At 67.8% G+C, this 19,518-nt stretch carries 18 protein-coding genes; 16 read left to right on the top strand and 2 right to left on the bottom strand.

Annotated features, from left to right (window positions below; genetic code table 11):
- The first annotated feature begins 16 nt into the window (after positions 1-16).
- Genes INQ48_21325 through INQ48_21305 form a run of 5 tightly spaced genes read left to right on the top strand, consistent with a single transcriptional unit; the run spans position 17 to position 4,447 of the window.
- Positions 17-1,495 carry an NADH-quinone oxidoreductase subunit M gene (locus INQ48_21325; GenBank protein QRF55907.1) on the top strand — a complete coding sequence of 493 codons (1,479 nt, stop codon included), beginning with the start codon at positions 17-19 and terminating at the stop codon, positions 1,493-1,495.
- 24 nt (positions 1,496-1,519) lie between these two features.
- The gene (nuoN, locus tag INQ48_21320) at positions 1,520-3,007 is read left to right on the top strand and encodes an NADH-quinone oxidoreductase subunit NuoN (protein ID QRF55906.1); all 1,488 of its coding nucleotides are present in this window, start codon (positions 1,520-1,522) and stop codon (positions 3,005-3,007) included.
- A 27-nt stretch (positions 3,008-3,034) separates the two neighbouring features.
- The gene (locus INQ48_21315) at positions 3,035-3,337 is read left to right on the top strand and encodes a DUF2818 family protein (GenBank protein QRF55905.1); all 303 of its coding nucleotides are present in this window, start codon (positions 3,035-3,037) and stop codon (positions 3,335-3,337) included.
- Positions 3,338-3,368: 31 nt separating this feature from the next.
- Positions 3,369-3,971: an NUDIX hydrolase gene (locus tag INQ48_21310; GenBank protein ID QRF55904.1), complete on the top strand. Its 603-nt coding sequence runs from the start codon at positions 3,369-3,371 to the stop codon at positions 3,969-3,971.
- An 8-nt stretch (positions 3,972-3,979) separates the two neighbouring features.
- Positions 3,980-4,447, top strand: coding sequence for a DUF1178 family protein (locus INQ48_21305; GenBank protein QRF55903.1), 468 nt, complete (start codon positions 3,980-3,982; stop codon positions 4,445-4,447).
- A gap of 60 nt (positions 4,448-4,507) precedes the next feature.
- Here the strand turns inward: INQ48_21305 and INQ48_21300 are convergent, their stop codons facing one another.
- Complete coding sequence (locus tag INQ48_21300; protein ID QRF55902.1) at positions 4,508-6,295, bottom strand: ATP-binding cassette domain-containing protein; 1,788 nt, start codon at positions 6,293-6,295, stop codon at positions 4,508-4,510.
- An 82-nt stretch (positions 6,296-6,377) separates the two neighbouring features.
- Here INQ48_21300 and INQ48_21295 point away from each other — a divergent pair, with 82 nt between their 5' ends.
- The 5 genes from INQ48_21295 to INQ48_21275 all read left to right on the top strand — a co-directional run bounded on the left by INQ48_21295 (position 6,378) and on the right by INQ48_21275 (position 12,359).
- Positions 6,378-6,914, top strand: coding sequence for a MarR family transcriptional regulator (locus tag INQ48_21295; protein ID QRF55901.1), 537 nt, complete (start codon positions 6,378-6,380; stop codon positions 6,912-6,914).
- The gene (locus tag INQ48_21290; protein ID QRF55900.1) at positions 6,907-8,409 is read left to right on the top strand and encodes an efflux transporter outer membrane subunit; all 1,503 of its coding nucleotides are present in this window, start codon (positions 6,907-6,909) and stop codon (positions 8,407-8,409) included. The genes INQ48_21295 and INQ48_21290 overlap by 8 nt, the downstream gene beginning before the upstream one ends.
- A 29-nt stretch (positions 8,410-8,438) precedes the next feature.
- On the top strand, positions 8,439-9,779 hold the full coding sequence (locus INQ48_21285; protein ID QRF55899.1) for an efflux RND transporter periplasmic adaptor subunit: 1,341 nt from the start codon (positions 8,439-8,441) through the stop codon (positions 9,777-9,779).
- A gap of 41 nt (positions 9,780-9,820) precedes the next feature.
- Positions 9,821-11,386, top strand: a complete 1,566-nt coding sequence (locus INQ48_21280; GenBank protein ID QRF55898.1) for a DHA2 family efflux MFS transporter permease subunit — start codon at positions 9,821-9,823, stop codon at positions 11,384-11,386.
- A 79-nt stretch (positions 11,387-11,465) separates the two neighbouring features.
- A complete protein-coding gene (locus INQ48_21275; protein ID QRF55897.1) occupies positions 11,466-12,359 on the top strand; it encodes a LysR family transcriptional regulator in 894 nt (297 codons plus the stop codon).
- On the opposite strand, the gene INQ48_21270 is transcribed toward INQ48_21275, so the two are convergent.
- Positions 12,344-12,964 (bottom strand): cysteine hydrolase, encoded by a 621-nt coding sequence (locus INQ48_21270; GenBank protein QRF55896.1) that lies wholly within the window; start codon positions 12,962-12,964, stop codon positions 12,344-12,346. The two genes, INQ48_21275 and INQ48_21270, sit on opposite strands and share 16 nt — an antisense overlap.
- A gap of 428 nt (positions 12,965-13,392) precedes the next feature.
- Here INQ48_21270 and INQ48_21265 point away from each other — a divergent pair, with 428 nt between their 5' ends.
- The 6 genes from INQ48_21265 (at position 13,393) to INQ48_21240 (ending at position 19,315) form a co-directional block, all read left to right on the top strand.
- Positions 13,393-14,163, top strand: coding sequence for an ABC transporter ATP-binding protein (locus INQ48_21265; GenBank protein ID QRF55895.1), 771 nt, complete (start codon positions 13,393-13,395; stop codon positions 14,161-14,163).
- The gene (locus INQ48_21260) at positions 14,163-14,870 is read left to right on the top strand and encodes an ABC transporter ATP-binding protein (protein ID QRF55894.1); all 708 of its coding nucleotides are present in this window, start codon (positions 14,163-14,165) and stop codon (positions 14,868-14,870) included. Before INQ48_21265 ends, INQ48_21260 begins: the two co-directional genes overlap by 1 nt.
- Positions 14,871-14,946: 76 nt before the next feature.
- Complete coding sequence (locus INQ48_21255; GenBank protein ID QRF55893.1) at positions 14,947-16,143, top strand: ABC transporter substrate-binding protein; 1,197 nt, start codon at positions 14,947-14,949, stop codon at positions 16,141-16,143.
- 56 nt (positions 16,144-16,199) lie between these two features.
- A complete protein-coding gene (locus INQ48_21250) occupies positions 16,200-17,396 on the top strand; it encodes an ABC transporter substrate-binding protein (protein ID QRF55892.1) in 1,197 nt (398 codons plus the stop codon).
- Positions 17,397-17,441: 45 nt separating this feature from the next.
- Entirely contained in the window at positions 17,442-18,317 is an 876-nt protein-coding gene (locus INQ48_21245) for a branched-chain amino acid ABC transporter permease (protein ID QRF55891.1), read from the top strand.
- A gap of 11 nt (positions 18,318-18,328) precedes the next feature.
- Positions 18,329-19,315: a branched-chain amino acid ABC transporter permease gene (locus INQ48_21240; protein QRF55890.1), complete on the top strand. Its 987-nt coding sequence runs from the start codon at positions 18,329-18,331 to the stop codon at positions 19,313-19,315.
- Positions 19,316-19,518: the final 203 nt, after the last annotated feature.

Raw genomic sequence — 19,518 nt, 5'->3', positions numbered from 1 at the left:
CTGGAGTAAAAGAAAAATGGGTTTGTTGAGCCTTGCCATCTGGGTGCCGATCGCATTCGGTGCCGTGCTGCTGGCGTTCGGTCGCGACGAGCACGCCAAGGGCGTGCGCTGGGTGGCGCTCGTCGGGTCGATCGTGAGCTTCCTGGTCACGCTGCCTCTGATCACGCGTTTCCAGAACGGCAGCGCCGCGATGCAGTTCGTGGAGAAGGCGCCCTGGATCGAGCGCTTCAACATCAACTACAACCTGGGCGTCGACGGCCTGTCGGTGTGGTTCGTGCTGCTGACCGCCTTCATCACCATCATCGTGGTGATCTCGGCCTGGGAAGTGATCACCGAGCGCGTCAACCAGTACATGGGCGCGTTCCTGATCCTGTCGGGCCTGATGATCGGCGTGTTCTCGGCCATCGACGGCCTGCTGTTCTACGTCTTCTTCGAAGCCACGCTGATCCCGATGTACCTGATCATCGGCATCTGGGGCGGTCCGAACAAGATCTACGCGGCCTTCAAGTTCTTCCTCTACACGCTGCTCGGCTCGCTCTTGATGCTGGTGGCGCTGATCTACCTGTACAACACCTCGGGCGGCAGCTTCGACATCCTCACGTGGCACAAGCTGCCGCTGAGCGGCCATGCCCAGACGCTGCTGTTCTTCGCTTTCTTCGCGGCCTTCGCGGTGAAGGTGCCGATGTGGCCGGTCCACACCTGGCTGCCCGACGTGCACGTCGAGGCCCCGACCGGCGGCTCCGCCGTGCTGGCCGCGATCATGCTGAAGCTCGGTGCCTACGGTTTTCTGCGCTTCTCGATGCCGATCGCGCCCGATGCCGCGCACGAATGGGCCTGGCTCATGATCGCGCTGTCGCTGATCGCCGTGATCTACGTCGGCCTGGTCGCGATGGTGCAGCAGGACATGAAGAAGCTCGTGGCCTATTCGTCGGTCGCCCACATGGGCTTCGTGACGCTCGGCTTCTTCATCTTCAACGAACTCGGCGTGGCCGGCGGCATCGTGCAGATGATCGCCCACGGCTTCGTGTCGGGCGCCATGTTCCTCGGCATCGGCGTGCTCTACGACCGCGTGCATTCGCGCCAGATCGCCGACTACGGCGGCGTGGTCAACACCATGCCCAAGTTCGCGGCCTTCATGCTGCTGTTCGCGATGGCCAACTGCGGCCTGCCGGGCACCGCCGGTTTCGTCGGCGAGTGGATGGTGATCCTGGGCGCGGTCAAGGCCAACTTCTGGATCGGCCTGGCCTCGGCCACCGCGCTGATCTTCGGCGCCGCCTACACCCTGTGGATGTACAAGCGCGTCTACCTCGGTCCGGTCGGCAACGACCACGTGAAGGAACTCAGCGACATCAATGCGCGCGAGTTCGTGATGCTGGCGCTGCTGGCGATCGCGGTGCTGTGGATGGGCCTGTTTCCCAAGCCCTTCACCGACGTGATGGACGCCTCCGTGACCCAGCTGCTGCGTCATGTGGCGGTGTCGAAGATCCCCTCCTGATGGCTGGCTGAAGAAGAGAACGAGATGATTGACAAACTCAGCTGGGTCACGATCTACCCTGAAATCGTGTTGCTGGTCATGGCCTGCATCATCGCGCTGGTCGACCTGTCGGACACCAGCGCGCGCCGCACCCGCACCTACGTCCTGACCCTGATCACGCTGGCCGTGGTGGCCGCGATGACCGGCATGGCCGCGAGCGAAGGCAAGGCCATCTACGGCTTCGGCAACATGGTCGTGAGCGACCCGATGGGCAACTGGCTCAAGTGCTTCGCCTCGCTGGCGCTGATGGTCACGCTGGTCTACGGCCGTCCCTACGCGGCCGACCGCGACATGCTGCGCGGCGGCGAGATGTTCACGCTGGGCATGTTCGCGCTGCTGGGCATGTTCGTGATGATCTCGGGCAGCAACTTCCTGCTGATCTACCTCGGCCTCGAACTGCTGACGCTCTCGAGCTACGCGCTGGTGGCGCTGCGCCGCGACAACGCGGTCGCCAGCGAAGCCGCCATGAAGTACTTCGTGCTCGGCGCCATGGCCAGCGGCTTCCTGCTCTACGGCCTGTCGATGATGTACGGCGCCACCGGTTCGCTCGACGTGAACGAGGTGTTCAAGGCCATCGCGAGCGGCAAGGTCAACCACCAGGTGCTGGTGTTCGGCCTGGTGTTCATCGTGGCCGGCCTGGCGTTCAAGGTCGGTGCCGCCCCGTTCCACATGTGGGTGCCCGACGTCTACCAGGGCGCGCCCACGGCGATCACGCTGATGATCGGCGCCGCACCCGAACTCGCGGCCTTCGCGATCATCATCCGCCTGCTGGTCGAAGGCCTGCTGCCGCTGGCGATCGACTGGCAGCAGATGCTCGCGCTGCTGGCCATCGCCTCGCTGCTGGTCGGCAACCTGGCCGCCATCGCGCAGACCAACCTCAAGCGCATGCTGGCCTACTCGACCATCTCGCAGATGGGCTTCGTGCTGCTCGGCCTGGTGGCCGGCGTGGTCAACGGCAACACCTACAACGCCCAGTTCGCCTACAGCGCCTCGATGTTCTACATCGTGACCTATGTGCTGACGACCCTGGCGAGCTTCGGCACCATCCTGCTCTTGGCGCGCGAGGGCTTCGAGAGCGAGGAGATCACCGACCTGGCCGGCCTCAACCAGCGCAGCCCGCTGTATGCCGGCGTGATGGCGATCACCATGTTCTCGCTCGCGGGCATCCCGCCGCTGGTCGGCTTCTACGCCAAGCTGGCGGTGCTGCAGGCGCTGATCGCCTCGGGCCAGGCCATCTACATCGGCCTGGCCGTGTTCGCGGTGCTGATGTCGCTGGTCGGCGCCTTCTACTACCTGCGCGTGGTCAAGGTCATGTACTTCGACGCACCGGTCACGGCCAGCACCGTGTCGGCGCCGCGCGACGTGCGCACCGTGCTCACGATCAACGGCGCGCTGATCCTGATCCTCGGCATCGTGCCGGGCGGCCTGATGACGCTGTGCGCCAAGGCCATCGTCGCCACGCTGGCGAACTGACGCGCCGCGCGCCAGGGCCCGCACAAGGTGTCGCAGACGGCTTCGGTCTGGGTGGTGTTGCTGCTGGCCCTGCTGGCTGCCAACCTGCCGTTCGTCAACGACCGGCTGTTCGGCGCCGTGGCGATCGGCGCGCGCAAGACGCTGGCCATGCGCTTCGGCGAACTGGTGGTGCTGTACTTCATCGCCGGCGGCATCGGCCTGCTGTTCGAGCGCAGGGCAGGGCAGATCGCCGCGCAGGGCTGGGAGTTCTATGCGGTGACCGGCGCGCTGTTCATCGTGCTGGCCTTCCCGGGCTTCACCTGGCGCTACCTGATGAAGCACCGGCACTGAGCTCGCCATCCACCCGACCACGGAGCGCACCATGACGACCACCGGTACCCCCAGCGATTCGCACCTCAGGGAAGAACTGACCTCGCGCGAATCGCTCGCCAAGGGCAACTTCCTCGAAGTCCGCCGCGACACCGTGAAGCTGCCCGACGGCCACAGCGCCACGCGCGAGTACGTCGTGCATCCGGGCGCCGTGGTGGTGATTCCGCTGCTCGACGACGGCCGCGTGGTGCTCGAGCGCCAGTTCCGCTACCCGGTGGGTCAGGTGATGATCGAGTTCCCCGCGGGCAAGCTCGACGCGGGCGAGGATCCGCTGGTCTGCGGCCAGCGCGAACTGCTCGAGGAAACCGGCTACCGCGCAAGCGAGTGGGCGCGTGCCGGCGTGATGCACCTGGCCGTCGGCTATTCGACCGAGGTCATCCACATCTACTTCGCGCGCGGCCTCTCGCTCGGCGAGCGGCAGCTCGACCACGGCGAATTCCTCGACGTGTTCACCGCCACGCCCGAAGAGCTTCTGGGCTGGTGCCGCGACGGCTCGGTCACCGACGCCAAGACCCTGGCCTGCGCGCTGTGGCTGCAGAACACGGGCTCGGGCGCATGGGCCCTCGACTGGCAGGGCGACTCGGCCCAGGGATAATCGCGCGCATGAAGGTCCTCGATCTCCAATGCGCGCACGGCCACGGCTTCGAAGGCTGGTTCGGGTCCAATGAGGACTTCGAAAGCCAGCTCGCGCGCGGACTGGTCGAGTGCCCGGTCTGTGCCAACACCGCGATCGTCAAGCTGCTGAGCGCGCCGCGCCTGAACCTCGGCAACGCGAAGGCGCCCGAGGCCGAGCGTTCGAACGCCGCGGCGCCCGCATCGGCGCCCGCCAATCTGCCGGCCGAGATGTCGCCCGAGGCACGCTGGATGCGTGCCGTGCGCGAGGTGCTGGCCAAGACCGAGGACGTCGGCGACCGCTTCGCCGACGAGGCCCGCCGCATGCACTACGGCGAGACCAAGGAGCGCGGCATCCGCGGCCAGGCCACGCCCGAGCAGACCGAGGCGCTGCTCGACGAGGGGATCGCGGTGATGCCGCTGCCGATCCCGGCGGGGCTCAAGGAAACCCTGCAATAAAAAAGGAGAGCCTCGGCTCTCCTTTTTGCTTTCCGGGGACCGGGTCCCGATCGGTGCCGGTCAGCTCGTGAACTGCAACGCCGCCAGCCGTGCGTAGACCCCGCCCTGCGCCACCAGCGCCGCATGCGTGCCCTGCTCGACGATGCCGCCGTGGTCGAGCACCACGATGCGGTCGGCCTTCTGCACCGTGGCCAACCGGTGCGCGATCACCAGCGTCGTGCGGCCTTCCATCGCCGATTCGAGCGCGGCCTGCACCATGCGTTCGCTCTCGGCATCGAGCGCGCTCGTGGCCTCGTCGAGCAGCAGCAGCGGCGGGTTCTTGAGCATGGCGCGCGCGATCGCGATGCGCTGGCGCTGGCCGCCCGACAGCCGCACGCCGCGTTCGCCGAGGAAGGTGTCGTAGCCCTGCGGCAGCGCCTGCAGGAAGTCGTGCGCGAAGGCGGCACGAGCGGCCGCATGCACCTCCTCGACGCTGGCCTCGGGCCGGCCGTAGCGGATGTTCTCGAGCGCGCTGGTCGAGAAGATCACCGCATCTTGTGGCACCAGGCCGATGCGCGTGCGCAGATCGTGCAGTGCCAGCGAGGCCAGTGGCGCGTCGTCGAGCAGCAGCTGGCCCGACTGCGGGTCGTAGTAGCGCAGCAGCAGCTGGAACACGGTGCTCTTGCCGGCGCCGCTCGAGCCGACCAGCGCCACCGTCTCGCCGGGCGTCACGGCCAGCGAGAAGTCGCGCAGCGCCGGCGTGCCGGGCCGCGAGGGGTAGTGGAAGGTGATCCGGTCGAACACGATCGCGCTGCCCGCGGCGGGCACGGGCGAGCGCACCGGCGCGGCGGGCGAGACGATGGCCGCGGGCGCATGCAGCAGCTCCATCAGGCGCTCGGTCGCGCCGGCGGCGCGCAGCAGGTCGCCGTAGACCTCGCCGAGCACCGCGGTGGCGCTCGCGAGGATCGCCACGTAGACCACGGTCTGGCCCAGGTGGCCGGCCGTGATGTCGCCGCGCAGCACCGCCTGCGTGCCCTGGTACAGGCCCCACAGCAGCGCCGCCGAGGTCGCGATGATGATGAAGGCGACCAGTACCGAGCGCGCCTTGGTCCGGCGCACGGCGGTGCGGAAGGCGCTCTCGGTCGAGCCCTCGAAGCGGCCGGCCTCGCGGTCCTCGGCGGTGTAGCTCTGCACCACGGGGATCGCGTTGAGCACCTCGGCCGCGATCGCGCTCGAGTCGGCCACGCGGTCCTGGCTGGCGCGCGACAGGCGGCGCACGCGGCGGCCGAACCACATGCTTGGCAGCACCACCACCACCAGCAGCCCGAGCACCTGCACCATCACGTAGGGATTGGTCCAGATCAGCATCGCGAGCGCGCCCACGCCCATCACCGCGTTGCGCAGGCCCATGCTCAGCGAGGAGCCGACCACCGTCTGCACCAGCGTCGTGTCGGCCGTGAGGCGCGACAGCACCTCGCCGGTCTGGGTGGTCTCGAAGAACACCGGGCTCTGGCGCAGCACCCGGCTGTAGACCGCGTTGCGCAGGTCGGCCGTGACGCGTTCGCCGAGCCAGCTCACCGTGTAGAAGCGCGCCGCCGAGAACAGCCCGAGCGCGACCGCGACCGCGAACAGGGCGCCGAAGTGCTCGCGCAGCGCCATGGTCTGGGCCCCCTTGTCGGGGTTGACCAGGCCGCCGTCGATCAGGCTGCGCAGGGCCAGGGGGAACACCAGCGTCGTGACCGCCGCCATGACCAGGAAGACGGCGGCCAGCGTGATCTGCACACGGTAGGGACGAAGAAAAGGGCCCAGACCCGACAGCGATCGGGGCGAGCCCTTGGCCGTGGAGGCCGGCGAGGGGGAGGATGCCATGGGCCGCGATTCTAGCGAGAGAACCTTTGCCTTCACAAAGGTCGCCTTGACAATAATTGCCATGGCAGCTAATATTCGGGCCATGAACGATGCCACTGCTCCCGATGACGCTCCGGTTGCACCGGACGAGGTGCGTCGTGCGCCCGATTTCTACCGGGCGGAGTCGTATTCGACCGAGGAAAGCATCGGCTACCTGATGCGCCGGATCGTCACGACGGTGGCGCAGTCGGTGGAAACCCGCATGTGCGAGCCCGGCAGCCCGACCTATCCGCAGTGGGTGCCGCTCTACAAGCTGCACATCGGCGCGGCCACCACGGTGGCCGAACTGGCGCGCGCCTGCGAGCTCGACACCGGCGCCATGACGCGCCTGCTCGACCGGCTCGAGGCCAAGGGCCTGTGCCGGCGCGTGCGTTCGCTCGAAGACCGGCGCGTGGTCAACATCGAGCTCACCGACGAAGGCCGCGCGGCCGCCAAGGAAGTGCCCCACGTCCTGAGCCGCGTGCAGAACGAATTGCTGGCGGACTTCACCGCCGATGAATGGGGGCAGCTCAAGTCCTACTTGCGCCGCATCCTCGACAACGCACAGGCCCTCGCGGCCCGTGGAGGAAAAAATGACTGATTCATTCGCCGTGCGTGCCCTGCGCCGCACCCCCGTCGTCGCCGCCGCGCTGCTGGTGGTCGCGCTGGCCGGCTGTGCCGACATGGCCGGCATCGGCGGCCATGCCAAGCTGCGCGATGCCGGCTCGCTCGGCATCGCCTCGGCCGACAAGGCCGCCGCTCCCGCCCTCGACAGCCAATGGTGGCTGGCCTTCGGCGACGCGCAGCTCAACGGCCTGGTCGACCAGGCCGTGGCCGGCAACCCCAACCTGCAGGTCGCGCAGGCCCGCCTCGCGCGCGCGCAGGCCAATGCCGATGTAGCGGGCGCGGCGCTCAAGCCCAAGGTCGGGCTCGACCTCGACGCCACGCGCCAGAAGTTCAACACCAACTACATCTATCCCGAACCGCTGGGCGGCTCGATCCAGAACGTCGGCCTGCTGCAGCTCGGCGCGAGCTGGGAGCTCGACTTCTTCGGCAAGAACCGCACCGCGCTCGATGCCGCGATCGGCGCCGCCAACGCAGCCGCCGCCGATGCCGACGCGGCCCGCGTGCTGCTCGCGAGCAACGTGGCGCGCAGCTACTTCCAGTGGGCGCGCCTCAACGAGCAGCTCGCGGTGGCGCAGCGCACGCTGGCGCAGCGCGACGAAACCCTGAAGCTGGTGCGCGACCGCGTCTCGGCCGGTCTCGACACCCGGCTCGAGCTGCGCCAGAGCGAAGGCGGCCTGCCTGAGGCGCGCCAGCAGATCGAGGCGCTCAACGAGCAGGTCGCGATCGCGAAGCACGCGCTCGACGCGCTCGTGGGCCAGCCCGGTGCGAGCGACGCGCTCAAGCCGCCGCTGATCGACGGCGTCAAGCCGATCGTGCTGCAACCCAACATCCCGGCCGACCTGCTGGGCCGCCGTGCCGACATCGCGGCCGCGCGCTGGCGCGTCGAGGCCGCCACCAGCGACGTGGCCAATGCCAGGACCCTGTTCTATCCCAACGTCAACCTCACGGCCTTCGTCGGTTTCCAGAGCCTGGGCTTCGGCAAACTGCTGAAGTCGGGCAGCGAGCAGTGGGGCGTGGGCCCGGCGATCCATCTGCCGATCTTCGAGGGCGGCCAGCTGCGCGCCAACCTGCGCGGCAAGTCGGCCGACCTCGATGCCGCGGTCGAGAGCTACAACGCCACCGTGATCGATGCCGTGCGCGACGCGGCCGACCAGGTCACGAGCATCCAGTCGATCGGGCGCCAGCAGGCCGAACAGCGCGCCGCGCAGACGGCCGCCGAGGGCGCCTACGACATCGCCGTGCAGCGCTACCGCGCGGGCCTCGGCAACTACCTCAACGTGCTGACCGCCGAAACCTCGGTGCTGGCGCAGCGCCGACTCGCCGTCGACCTCGCCGCGCGCGCGCTCGACACCCAGGTCGCGCTGGCGCGTGCGCTCGGCGGCGGCTGGCAGCCGCCGTCGAACACCGCGAGCGCCGCTTCCGGCGCCACCACCACGGCCTCCGCGACCCCGTCGGCCGCGGCCCACTGAATCTCTCTTTCGAATCCGGAAAGACCATCATGAGCGACAACAACACACAGACCACCGCTGCTCCTTCCTCCGCCGCGGTCCCCGAAGCAGGCAACGGCAAGCGCCGCCGCGCACTCACCGCGCTCACCGCCGCGGTGGTCGTGGTCGGTGGCGGCTGGGGCCTCTACGAATGGCTGGTGGCCAGCCATTACGAGGACACCGACAACGCCTACGTGCAGGGCAACGTGATCCAGATCACGCCGCAGATCGGCGGCACCGTGATGGCGATCAACGCCGACGACACCGACTACGTGAAGGCCGGCCAGCCGCTGGTGCAGCTCGACCCGGCCGATGCCAAGGTCGCGCTCGAACAGGCCGAGGCCGCGCTCGCGCAGACCGTGCGCCAGACCCGCACGCTGTACGCCAACAACGGCTCGCTGGCCGCGCAGGTCACGCTGCGCCAGAGCGACATCGTCAAGGCGCAGAGCGACATCGCCAAGGCCCAGGACGACCTGCAGCGCCGCCGCGCGCTGTCGGGCAACGGCGCGGTGTCGAAGGAAGAACTCAACCATGCCGAGACCACGCTCGCCAACGCGAAGAGCGCGCTGGCCGCGGCGCAGGCCGGCGTGATCGCCGCGCGCGAGCAGCTCGCCAGCAACCAGTCGCTGACCGAAGGCACCAGCGTGGCCGAGCACCCGAGCGTGCTGGCCGCCGCCGCCAAGGTGCGCGAGGCCTACCTGGCCACGCAGCGCGTCGCCATGCCCGCGCCGGTCGACGGCTACGTCGCCAAGCGCACCGTGCAGCTCGGCCAGCGCGTCGCGGCCGGCACGCCGATGATGTCGATCGTGCCGCTCAACCAGCTGTGGGTCGACGCCAACTTCAAGGAAGTGCAGCTGCGCAACATCCGCATCGACCAGCCGGTGAAGCTCACGGCCGACGTCTACGGCAAGAAGGTCGAGTACACGGGCAAGGTCGCCGGCCTCGGCGTGGGCACCGGCAGCGCCTTCGCGCTGCTGCCCGCGCAGAACGCCACCGGCAACTGGATCAAGGTGGTGCAGCGCGTGCCGGTGCGCATCGCGCTCGACGCCGAGCAGCTCAAGGCCAACCCGCTGCGCATCGGCCTGTCGATGGACGTCGAGGTCGACATCACGCAGAAGGCCGGCAAGATGCTCGCCGACGCGCCGCGCGCCACCGCGCTCACGCAGACGCAGGTCTACAGCCAGCTCGACCGCGGCGCCGATGCCGAGGTCGACCGCATCGTGGCCGCCAACCTCGGCAACGGCGCGGCCGCCAAGGCGGTGCACGTGCCCTCGGTGCCCGCCAACCGCGCCGCGCCCGCGATCTCGCCGGCCTCGGCCGCGCAGATCCCCGCGCAGGGCCAGCCCGGTTGATCGCCACGGCGCTTTCGTTCCGACCGCTGTCGCGCTGAACCATGGCCACCGCCGCCGCACCCGCCTACGTCGCACCGCCTCCGCTCGAGGGCTCCGCCCGCGTGTGGGGGACGATCGCGCTTTCGGCCGCCACCTTCATGAACGTGCTCGACTCGTCGATCGCGAACGTGTCGCTGCCGGCCATCTCGGGCGACCTTGGCGTGAGCACCACGCAAGGCACCTGGGTCATCACCAGCTTCGCGGTGGCCAATGCCATCGCGGTGCCGCTCACCGGCTTCATGACGCAGCGCTTCGGCCAGGTCCGCCTGTTCGTGGCGAGCGTGATCCTGTTCATGATCAGCTCGCTGCTGTGCGGCCTGGCGCCGAACATGACCACGCTGATCGCGTTTCGCGCGCTGCAGGGCTTCGTCGCGGGACCGATGATCCCGCTGTCGCAGACGCTGCTGCTGTCGAGCTATCCGCGCGCCAAGGCCGGCCTCGCGATGGCCATGTGGTCGATGACCACGCTGGTCGCGCCCGTGATGGGGCCGCTGCTCGGCGGCTGGATCACCGACAACATCTCCTGGCCCTGGATCTTCTACATCAACATCCCGGTGGGCATCGTCGCCGCGGCCATCACCTGGGTGCTGTACCGCAAGCGCGAGAGCCTGACCCACAAGGTGCCCATCGACGCCATCGGCCTCGCGCTGCTGGTGATCTGGGTCGGCGCGCTGCAGCTCATGCTCGACAAGGGCAAGGAGCTCGACTGGTTCCACTCGGCGCAGATCGTCACGCTCGCGGTGGTGGCCGTCGTGGGCTTCGCCTTCTTCCTGATCTGGGAGCTGACCGAGAAGCATCCGGTGGTCGACCTGTCGCTGTTCAAGCGCCGCAACTTCTGGTCGGGCGCGGTCGCGACCGCGGTGGCCTACGGCCTGTTCTTCGGCAACGTGGTGCTGCTGCCGCTGTGGCTGCAGCAGTGGATGGGCTACACCGCGACGCAGGCGGGGATGGTGATGGCGCCGGTAGGGTTGCTGGCGATCTTCCTGTCGCCGGTGGTGGGCCTGACCATCGCCAAGGTCGACCCGCGCCGCTACGCCACCTTCTCGTTCCTGGTGTTCGCGCTGGTGCTGTGGATGCGGTCGAACTTCAACACCCAGGCCGATTTCGGGACCATCATGATCCCGACCTTCATCCAGGGCATCGCGATGGCGTTCTTCTTCATCCCGCTGGTGACGGTCACGCTCTCGGGCCTCACGCCCGACCGCATCCCGGCCGCCTCGGGCCTGTCGAACTTCCTGCGCATCACGGCCGGCGCCATGGGCACCTCGATCGCCACCACGCTGTGGGAGAACCGCGCGACGCTGCACCACGCGCAGCTCGCGGAGTCGATCAACCAGGGCAACATCGCGGCCACCAGCGCGATGTCGGGCCTCGCGAGCAACGGCTTCAGCACCGAGCAGGTGATGGGCCAGATCAATCGCCTGGTCGACCAGCAGTCCTTCATGCTGGCCTCGAACGACATCTTCTATGCATCGGCGGTGCTGTTCCTGCTGCTGATTCCGCTGGTGTGGTTCGCGCGGCCGCAATCGGGCGGCGCGGGCAGCGACGCGGCGGCCGGCGCGCACTGAGTCCGCGTTCGCCACATCTCCCATCGACCCCCGGGTTTCGCAAGAGGCCCGGGGGTTTCGTTCGCATACAGTCGCGCGCATGGATCAGTTCGCCGCCTTGAAGGCATTTCGCGCGGTGGTCGAGGCCGGCGGCTTCACGGCCGCGGCCGAGGCCATGGATGTCTCGCACACCGTCGTCTCGCGCCAGGTCAAGCAGCTCGAGGCCGCGCTCGGCGTGCAGCTGCTCAACCGCACCACGCGCCGCTTCGCGCTCACCGAGGCCGGCCAGACCTACTACCAGCACGGCCGCCAGATCCTCGACCAGCTCGAGGCCGCCGCGCTGGCCGTCGCGCAACACCAGGTCGAGCCCACGGGCCTGCTGCGCATCAACGCGCCGATGTCCTTCGGGCTCGAGGCGCTCGCGCAATGGCTGCCGGCTTTTCTCGAAGCGCATCCGCAGCTCAAGGTCGACCTGGTGTGCAACGACCGCTTCGTCGACCTGATCGAGGAGGGTTTCGACGTGGGCCTGCGGCTGGCCCATGGTCTGTCGGACTCGACGCTGATCGTCAAGCGGCTCGCGAGCTTCGAGGAGTGGTGGGTGGCCTCGCCCGATTACCTGCGGCGGCGCGGCACGCCGGTCGTGCCCGCGGATCTCGCGACGCACGAGTGCCTCAACTACTCGCTCGCGGGCAAGGCGGGGCAGCAGAGCTTCACCGCGCGCGACGGCGGCGTGCACACGGTCGAGGTCGGCGGCCGGCTGCAGGCCAACAGCGGCATCGTGCTGCGCACGGCCGCGCTGGCCGGCACCGGGCTCGCGCTCTCGCCGGCCTTCCTGCTGCGCGACCATCTCGCGCGCGGCGAGCTGGTGCGCGTGCTGCCGGACTTCGATCAGCCGGCACTGAACCTCTACGCGCTCTATCCGCAGAACCGCCACCTGTCGCCGAAGGTGCGCGCCTTCGTCGATTTCGCGGCGGCGCGTTACGGCGCCGGCTGATCGAGCAGCCGCAGCAGCTCGTCGGTCGAGCGCACCTCGGCCACCACGTCCGACACGCCGCGCAGCGCCGCGCGATGCAGTTCGCGATGGCCGAGCACGCCGCCGTCCTCGAGGTCGAGGTCGCGCGTCGCGCAGGCATCGCCCGCGATCAGGTTCTGGTAGCCGCGCGGCGCGGCATCGAAGGCGGTGGCCGACACGCACATGTGGGTCATGAGGCCGGTGAGGATCAAGGTGCGGATGCCGCGCGCCTGCAGCTCGGCATCGAGCGAGGTGCCCGCGAAGGCGCTCGGCGTCGCTTTCGTCAGCACCGTGTGCCGCGCGTCGGGGCGCAGCTCGGGATGGATGTCGAAGGCCGCGCTGCCCTGCGCGAAGATCGGGCTGTCCGCGGGCGCGAGGTGCTGCACATGGAACACCGGCACCGCATGCCGGTCCGCCGCCTCGATCAGCCGCCGGGCCTGGCGCAATGCCGGCAGGCCATCGGGGATCGGCATGCGGCCGTCGAAGTACTCGTTCTGGAAATCGATCGCGATCAGCGCCGTGGTGGCGGGATCGAGGCGGGTGGTCGGCTGCGCGCCGGTGAGCGTGCGGATGCTGGGATGCTGCATGGACTTCTCTGGGGGACTGAAGAAGACCGAAGCGTACGAAGCGCGGGCGTGCCGGTGTAGACGCACGGGCGCACAAGACTTGTGCGAATCGCGAAGGTCGGCGTGCGCGGGCCGAAGCCATCCGCCCGCCGCCGATGGACCGCGTGCGCTGCAGCCGCGATGTAGTTCGGAAGTGCGCGCGAAGAAGCAGCGATCGCATGCGCGCGGCATGCTGCGGTGCACATGCTTTGTCGTTGCGGCGACAGTGTGCCGATGGCATGCATGCCGGACATGCGTCACCGTTCGAGAAGGTTGCACTGCAGCATAGGCATTTGCCCCAGTATGCAAGCGAGAGGCGCCCCCCAACAATCGGTCCGCGCTCGATGGTGGCGCTGTGAGAACAAACGCATGACAGACTTTTTCGGTCACTACCCGGGCGGCTTCGCGAGATGAGCGACGTCATTCTCGAAACACGCCAGCTCACCAAGGAATTCAAGGGCTTCACCGCGGTCAGCAAGGTCGACCTCTCGGTCGTGCGCGGTTCGATCCACGCGCTCATCGGACCCAACGGCGCGGGCAAGACGACCTGCTTCAACCTGCTCACGAAGTTCCTCGAACCCACCAGCGGCACGATTCTTTTCAACGGCCAGGACATCACCGGCGAGCGCCCCGCGCAGATCGCGCGGCGCGGCATCATCCGCTCGTTCCAGATCTCGGCCGTGTTCCCGCACCTCACGCTGCTCGAGAACGTGCGCCTGGGGCTGCAGCGCAGGCTCGGCACCTCGTACCACTTCTGGAAGAGCGAGAAGTCGCTCGAGCCGCTCAACGCCCGGGCGCGCGAGTTGCTCGCCGAGGTCGGCCTCGAGGATCTCGCCGAAGAGCAGACCGTGAACCTGCCCTATGGCCGGAAGCGCGCGCTGGAGATCGCGACCACGCTCGCGATGGAGCCCGAGCTGATGCTGCTGGACGAGCCCACGCAGGGCATGGGCCATGAGGACGTGCACCGCGTGGCCGAGCTGATCAAGCGCGTGTCGGCGGGCCGCACCATCCTGATGGTCGAACACAACATGAGCGTGGTCTCGACCATCGCCGACACCATCACCGTGCTGCAGCGTGGCGCCGTGCTGGCCGAAGGCCCGTATGCGGAAGTCTCGAAGAACCCGCAGGTCATGGAGGCCTACATGGGCACCACGGACGGCCAACTGCAGGGAGCTCACTGATGACCGCCGCATTGGAGATCAAGGGTCTGCAGGCCTGGTACGGCGAATCGCATGTGCTGCACGGCGTCGACATGGTGGTGCAGCCCGGCGAGGTCGTCACCTTGCTGGGCCGCAATGGCGCGGGCCGCACGACCACGCTGCGCGCGATCATGGGCCTGACCGGCGCGCGCAAGGGCAGCATCGAGGTCAACGGCAAGGAAACGATCGCGATGCCCACGCACCGCATCGCGCACCTGGGCATCGGCTATTGCCCCGAGGAGCGGGGCATCTTCGCGAGCCTGTCGTGCGAAGAGAACCTGATGCTGCCACCGGAGCTGAAAGGCGCGGGGCAGGGCATGTCGGTCGACGAGATCTACGCGATGTTCCCGAACCTGGCGGAGCGCCGCCACAGCCAGGGCACGCGGCTGTCGGGCGGTGAGCAGCAGATGCTGGCGGTGGCGCGCATCCTGCGCACGGGCGCCAAGCTGCTCTTGCTCGACGAGATCTCCGAAGGCCTGGCGCCGGTGATCGTGCAGGCGCTCGCGCGAATGATCACGACCCTGCGTTCCAAGGGTTACACCATCGTGATGGTGGAGCAGAACTTCCGCTTCGCGGCGCCGCTGGCCGATCGCTTCTACGTGATGGAGCACGGCCGCATCGTCGAGAAATTCGGCGCCGCCGAGCTCGAAGCCAAGATGCCGGTGCTCAACGAGCTGCTGGGCGTCTGAACCTCTTTCCCTTTCCGTCCACAAGACCCCGACGTTCCCGTCCTCATCTCACAAAGATTCTTTCAGGAGACTTCGCATGCAAAAGAAACTCGGCCTCATCGCCGGCGCCATCGCCGTCCTCGCCCTCGCAGCCACCGGCGCGCAGGCCCAGGAAAAGGTCAAGATCGGTTTCGTCACCGACCTGTCGAGCCTGTACGCCGACCTCGAAGGCAAGGGCGGCGCCACCGCCATCCAGATGGCCATCGACGACTTCGGCGGCAAGGTGCTGGGCCAGCCCATCGAGCTGCTGACCGCCGACCACCAGAACAAGGCCGACATCGCCGCCTCGAAGGCGCGCGAGTGGATCGACACCGCCGGCGTGACCATGGTCTTCGGCGGCACCAACTCGGGCGTGGCGCTGGCCACGGCCAAGGTGGCCGAAGAGAAGAAGCGCGTGTACTTCAACAACGGCGCGGGCAGCTCGGTGCTCACCAACGAGCAGTGCAGCCCCTACACCATCCACTACGCCTACGACACGGTCGCGCTGGCCAAGGGCACGGGCGCGGCGGTGGTCGACCGCGGCGGCAAGAGCTGGTTCTTCCTGACCGCCGACTACGCCTTCGGCCATGCGCTCGAAGCCGACACCACCAAGGTGGTGAAGGAGAAGGGCGGCTCGGTGGTGGGCTCGGTGCGCCATCCGCTCAATGCCTCGGACTTCTCGTCCTTCCTGCTGCAGGCGCAGAACTCGAAGGCGCAGATCCTCGGTCTGGCCAATGCCGGCGGCGACACCATCAACGCGATCAAGGCGGCCAAGGAATTCGGCATCAACAAGTCGATGAAGACCGCCGGCCTGCTGGTGTTCCTCAGCGACATCCACAGCCTGGGCCTGAAGAACACCGAAGGCCTGCTGCACACCACCAGCTGGTACTGGGACCTGAACGACGACACGCGCAAGTTCGCCAACCGCTTCTTCGAGAAGACCAAGCGCATGCCGACCGACGTGCAGGCCGCCGACTACTCGGCCACCACCACCTACCTGAAGGCCGTGGCCGCCGCCAAGACCACCGATTCCGACAAGGTGATGGCGCAGCTCAAGAGCATGAAGATCGACGACTTCTACGGCAAGGGCCAGATCCGCGCCGACGGCAGCTTCATCCACGACATGTACCTGGTGGAAGCGAAGTCGCCGGCCGAGTCGAAGAAGCCCTGGGACTACCTGAAGGTGCTCAAGACCCTGCCGGGCGATCAGGTCTTCACGACCAAGGCCGAAACCAAGTGCGCGCTCTGGAAGTGACGAGCGCCTGAGACCGCCCCGCCGAAGAACACAAGACCACCACGAGGATCACCACCATGAAACGCAGCGCCATCGCTTCCGCCTGTCTGCTCGCCACTGCCTTCGTGGCGGCGGGCGCCGCCCAGGCGCAGGACAAGGTCAAGATCGGTTTCGTCACCGACATGTCCAGTCTCTACGCCGACGTGGAGGGCAAGAATGGCGCGGTGGCGATCCAGATGGCCATCGACGACTTCGGCGGCAAGGTCAACGGCCTGCCGATCGAGCTCTTGACCGCCGACCACCAGAACAAGGCCGACATCGCGGCCTCGAAGGCACGCGAGTGGATCGACACGCAGGGCCTGACCATGCTGTTCGGCGGCACCAACTCGGGCACGGGTCTCGCGATGGCCAAGGTGGCGCAGGAGAAGAAGCGCGTGTTCGTGGTCAACGGCGCCGGCACCTCGGCGCTCACCAACGAGCAGTGCAGCCCCTACACCGTGCACTACGCCTACGACACCGTCGCGCTCGCCAAGGGCACCGGCGGCGCCGTGGTGGAGCAGGGCGGCAAGAACTGGTTCTTCCTGACGGCCGACTACGCCTTCGGCGCCGCGCTCGAGGCCGACACCGCGAAGGTGGTGAAGGAGAAGGGCGGCACCGTGGTCGGCGGCGTCAAGCATCCGCTCAACGCCTCCGACTTCTCCTCGTTCCTGCTGCAGGCGCAGAACTCCAAGGCGCAGATCCTCGGCCTGGCCAATGCCGGCGGCGACACCATCAACGCGATCAAGGCGGCCAAGGAATTCGGCATCACCAAGTCGATGAAGATGGCCGGTCTGCTGGTGTTCATCACCGACATCCACAGCCTGGGCCTGAAGAACACCGAGGGCCTGCTGCTCACCACCAGCTGGGACTGGAACCTCGACGAACGCACGCGCGCCTTCGGCCGCAAGTTCTTCGACAAGACCAAGCGCATGCCCACCGACATCCAGGCCGCCGACTACTCGGCCACCATGACCTACCTGAAGGCGGTGCAGGCGGCCAAGACCACCGACGCCGACAAGGTGATGGAGCAGATCAAGAAGATGCCCATCGACGACTTCTACGCCAAGGGCACGGTGCGCGCCGACGGCCGCTTCGTGCACGACATGTACCTGATGCAGGTCAAGGCGCCGTCCGAGTCGCGCCAGCCCTGGGACTACTACAAGGTCGTGGCCAAGCTGCCGGGCGACCAGGTCTTCACCACGAAGGCCGAGAGCAAGTGCGCGCTCTGGAAGTGATCGACCCCCGCGGGCCCGTCCGGGCCCGCGCCTGCTGAACCCCCTATGACCATTTCCCTTCCCGCCTTGTTGAGCCAGCTCCTCCTGGGGCTGGTCAACGGCTCCTTCTATGCCATCCTGAGCCTCGGGCTGGCCGTCATCTTCGGCCTGCTCAACGTCATCAACTTCGCGCACGGCGCGCTGTTCATGCTCGGTGCGGTGCTCACCTGGATGGCGATGGAATATTTCGGCATCAACTACTGGGTGATGCTGATCGCCGCGCCCATCGTCATCGGCCTGTTCGGCGTGCTGATCGAGCGGCTGCTGCTGCGCTGGATCTACAAGCTCGACCACCTCTACGGCCTCTTGCTCACGCTGGGCCTCACGCTGCTCATCGAGGGCGTGTTCCGCTCCATCTACGGCGTCTCGGGCCTGGCCTACGACGCGCCCGAGGCACTCTCGAGCGCCACCGACCTGGGCTTCATGGTGCTGCCCAACTACCGCGCCTGGGTGGTCGTGGCCTCGCTGGTCGTGTGCATCGCCACCTGGTTCGTGATCGAGAAGACCCGCATCGGCGCCTACCTGCGCGCGGGCACCGAGAACCCGCGGCTCGTGGAGGCCTTCGGCGTCAACGTGCCGCTGATGATCACGCTGACCTATGCCTTCGGCGCCGGTCTCGCGGCCTTCGCGGGCGTGCTGGCCGCGCCGGTGATCCAGGTCTCGCCGCTGATGGGCCAGAACCTGATCATCGTGGTGTTCGCCGTCGTCGTGATCGGCGGCATGGGCTCGATCATGGGCGCCATCCTCACCGGGCTGGGGCTGGGCGTGATCGAGGGCTTCACCAAGGTCTTCTATCCCGAGGCCTCGTCCACCGTCGTGTTCGTCATCATGGTCATCGTGCTGCTGGTGCGTCCTGCCGGCCTGTTCGGCAAAGAGAAGTGAGAGCAGGCGGCATGAACATGAAAAAGATCTCCACCGTCTTCTACGGCCTGCTGCTCGTCGCCCTGGTGCTGGCGCCGTTCTTCGGCGCCTACCCGGTGTTCGTGATGAAGCTGCTGTGCTTCGCGCTGTTCGCCTCGGCCTTCAACCTGCTGCTGGGCTTCACCGGGCTCCTGTCCTTCGGCCATGCGGCCTTCCTCGGCGGCTCGGCCTACGTGGCGGGTCATGCGATCAAGGTCTGGGGCCTCACGCCCGAGCTGGGCCTGATCGCGGGCACGCTGGTGGGCGCGCTGCTGGGCTGGCTGTTCGGCGTGCTGGCCATCCGGCGCCAGGGCATCTACTTCGCGATGATCACCCTGGCCCTGGCGCAGATGATGTTCTTCGTCGCGCTGCAGGCGAGGTTCACGGGCGGCGAGGACGGCCTGCAGGGCGTGCCGCGCGGCAAGCTGTTCGGCCTGCTCGACCTGAGCAACGACCTGACGATGTACTACGTCGCGCTGGCGATCGTGGCGGCCGCCTTCCTGCTGATCGTGCGCACCATCCACTCGCCGTTCGGGCAGGTGCTCAAGGGCATCAAGGAGAACGAGCCGCGCGCGCTGTCGCTGGGCTACGACGTGTCGCGCTTCAAGCTGCTGGCCTTCGTGATCTCGGCGGCGCTGTCGGGGCTGGCGGGTTCGCTCAAGACGCTGGTGCTGGGCTTCGCGACCCTGTCGGACGTGCACTGGACCGCTTCGGGCCAGGTGATCCTGATGACGCTGGTGGGTGGCCTGGGCACCCTGTCGGGGCCGCTGGTGGGCTCGGCCGTGGTGGTGCTGCTGGAGAACAAGATCGGCGAGCTGGGCAACCTGCTCGCGCGCATCACCACCATCGACTGGTTCAACACGCTGGGCGAGTCGGTGACCATGGTCACAGGCCTGATCTTCGTGATCTGCGTGCTGGCCTTCCGCAAGGGGATCATGGGCGAGATCATCGCCTTCATCGATCGGCGCAAGGCGCGGTAGAAAACGGGATCGGACAGCCGTACGCAGAGGGCGCGAAGGTTTCGCAAAGGGCGCGAAAGAAAACCTTGAAGGTGGGCTGCTGGCGTGCCACCGCCGCGCCTGGAGGTGCCGGCACGGGGCGTAGCCGCTGTCAAAGCGCAGCCCACACATTTCAGGCTGTTCTTTTGCGTCTTTCGCGAAACCTTCGCGCCCTCTGCGTACGG

Origin of the sequence: Variovorax paradoxus (assembly GCA_016806145.1) — a bacterium.
Taxonomy (GTDB): domain Bacteria; phylum Pseudomonadota; class Gammaproteobacteria; order Burkholderiales; family Burkholderiaceae_C; genus Variovorax.
Note: the sequence above shows the minus strand (reverse complement) of the source record. Positions and strands in the feature narration are given on the sequence as shown.

Coding starts and splice junctions, on each gene's coding strand:
- nuoN (QRF55906.1), top strand. CDS start 1,520: ATGATTGACAAACTCAGCTGGGTCACGATCTACCCTGAAATCGTGTTG.
- INQ48_21310 (QRF55904.1), top strand. CDS start 3,369: ATGACGACCACCGGTACCCCCAGCGATTCGCACCTCAGGGAAGAACTG.
- INQ48_21260 (QRF55894.1), top strand. CDS start 14,163: ATGACCGCCGCATTGGAGATCAAGGGTCTGCAGGCCTGGTACGGCGAA.
- INQ48_21245 (QRF55891.1), top strand. CDS start 17,442: ATGACCATTTCCCTTCCCGCCTTGTTGAGCCAGCTCCTCCTGGGGCTG.
- INQ48_21265 (QRF55895.1), top strand. CDS start 13,393: ATGAGCGACGTCATTCTCGAAACACGCCAGCTCACCAAGGAATTCAAG.
- INQ48_21325 (QRF55907.1), top strand. CDS start 17: ATGGGTTTGTTGAGCCTTGCCATCTGGGTGCCGATCGCATTCGGTGCC.
- INQ48_21295 (QRF55901.1), top strand. CDS start 6,378: ATGAACGATGCCACTGCTCCCGATGACGCTCCGGTTGCACCGGACGAG.
- INQ48_21250 (QRF55892.1), top strand. CDS start 16,200: ATGAAACGCAGCGCCATCGCTTCCGCCTGTCTGCTCGCCACTGCCTTC.
- INQ48_21290 (QRF55900.1), top strand. CDS start 6,907: ATGACTGATTCATTCGCCGTGCGTGCCCTGCGCCGCACCCCCGTCGTC.
- INQ48_21240 (QRF55890.1), top strand. CDS start 18,329: ATGAACATGAAAAAGATCTCCACCGTCTTCTACGGCCTGCTGCTCGTC.
- INQ48_21305 (QRF55903.1), top strand. CDS start 3,980: ATGAAGGTCCTCGATCTCCAATGCGCGCACGGCCACGGCTTCGAAGGC.
- INQ48_21300 (QRF55902.1), bottom strand. CDS start 6,295: ATGGCATCCTCCCCCTCGCCGGCCTCCACGGCCAAGGGCTCGCCCCGA.
- INQ48_21275 (QRF55897.1), top strand. CDS start 11,466: ATGGATCAGTTCGCCGCCTTGAAGGCATTTCGCGCGGTGGTCGAGGCC.
- INQ48_21280 (QRF55898.1), top strand. CDS start 9,821: ATGGCCACCGCCGCCGCACCCGCCTACGTCGCACCGCCTCCGCTCGAG.
- INQ48_21285 (QRF55899.1), top strand. CDS start 8,439: ATGAGCGACAACAACACACAGACCACCGCTGCTCCTTCCTCCGCCGCG.
- INQ48_21255 (QRF55893.1), top strand. CDS start 14,947: ATGCAAAAGAAACTCGGCCTCATCGCCGGCGCCATCGCCGTCCTCGCC.
- INQ48_21270 (QRF55896.1), bottom strand. CDS start 12,964: ATGCAGCATCCCAGCATCCGCACGCTCACCGGCGCGCAGCCGACCACC.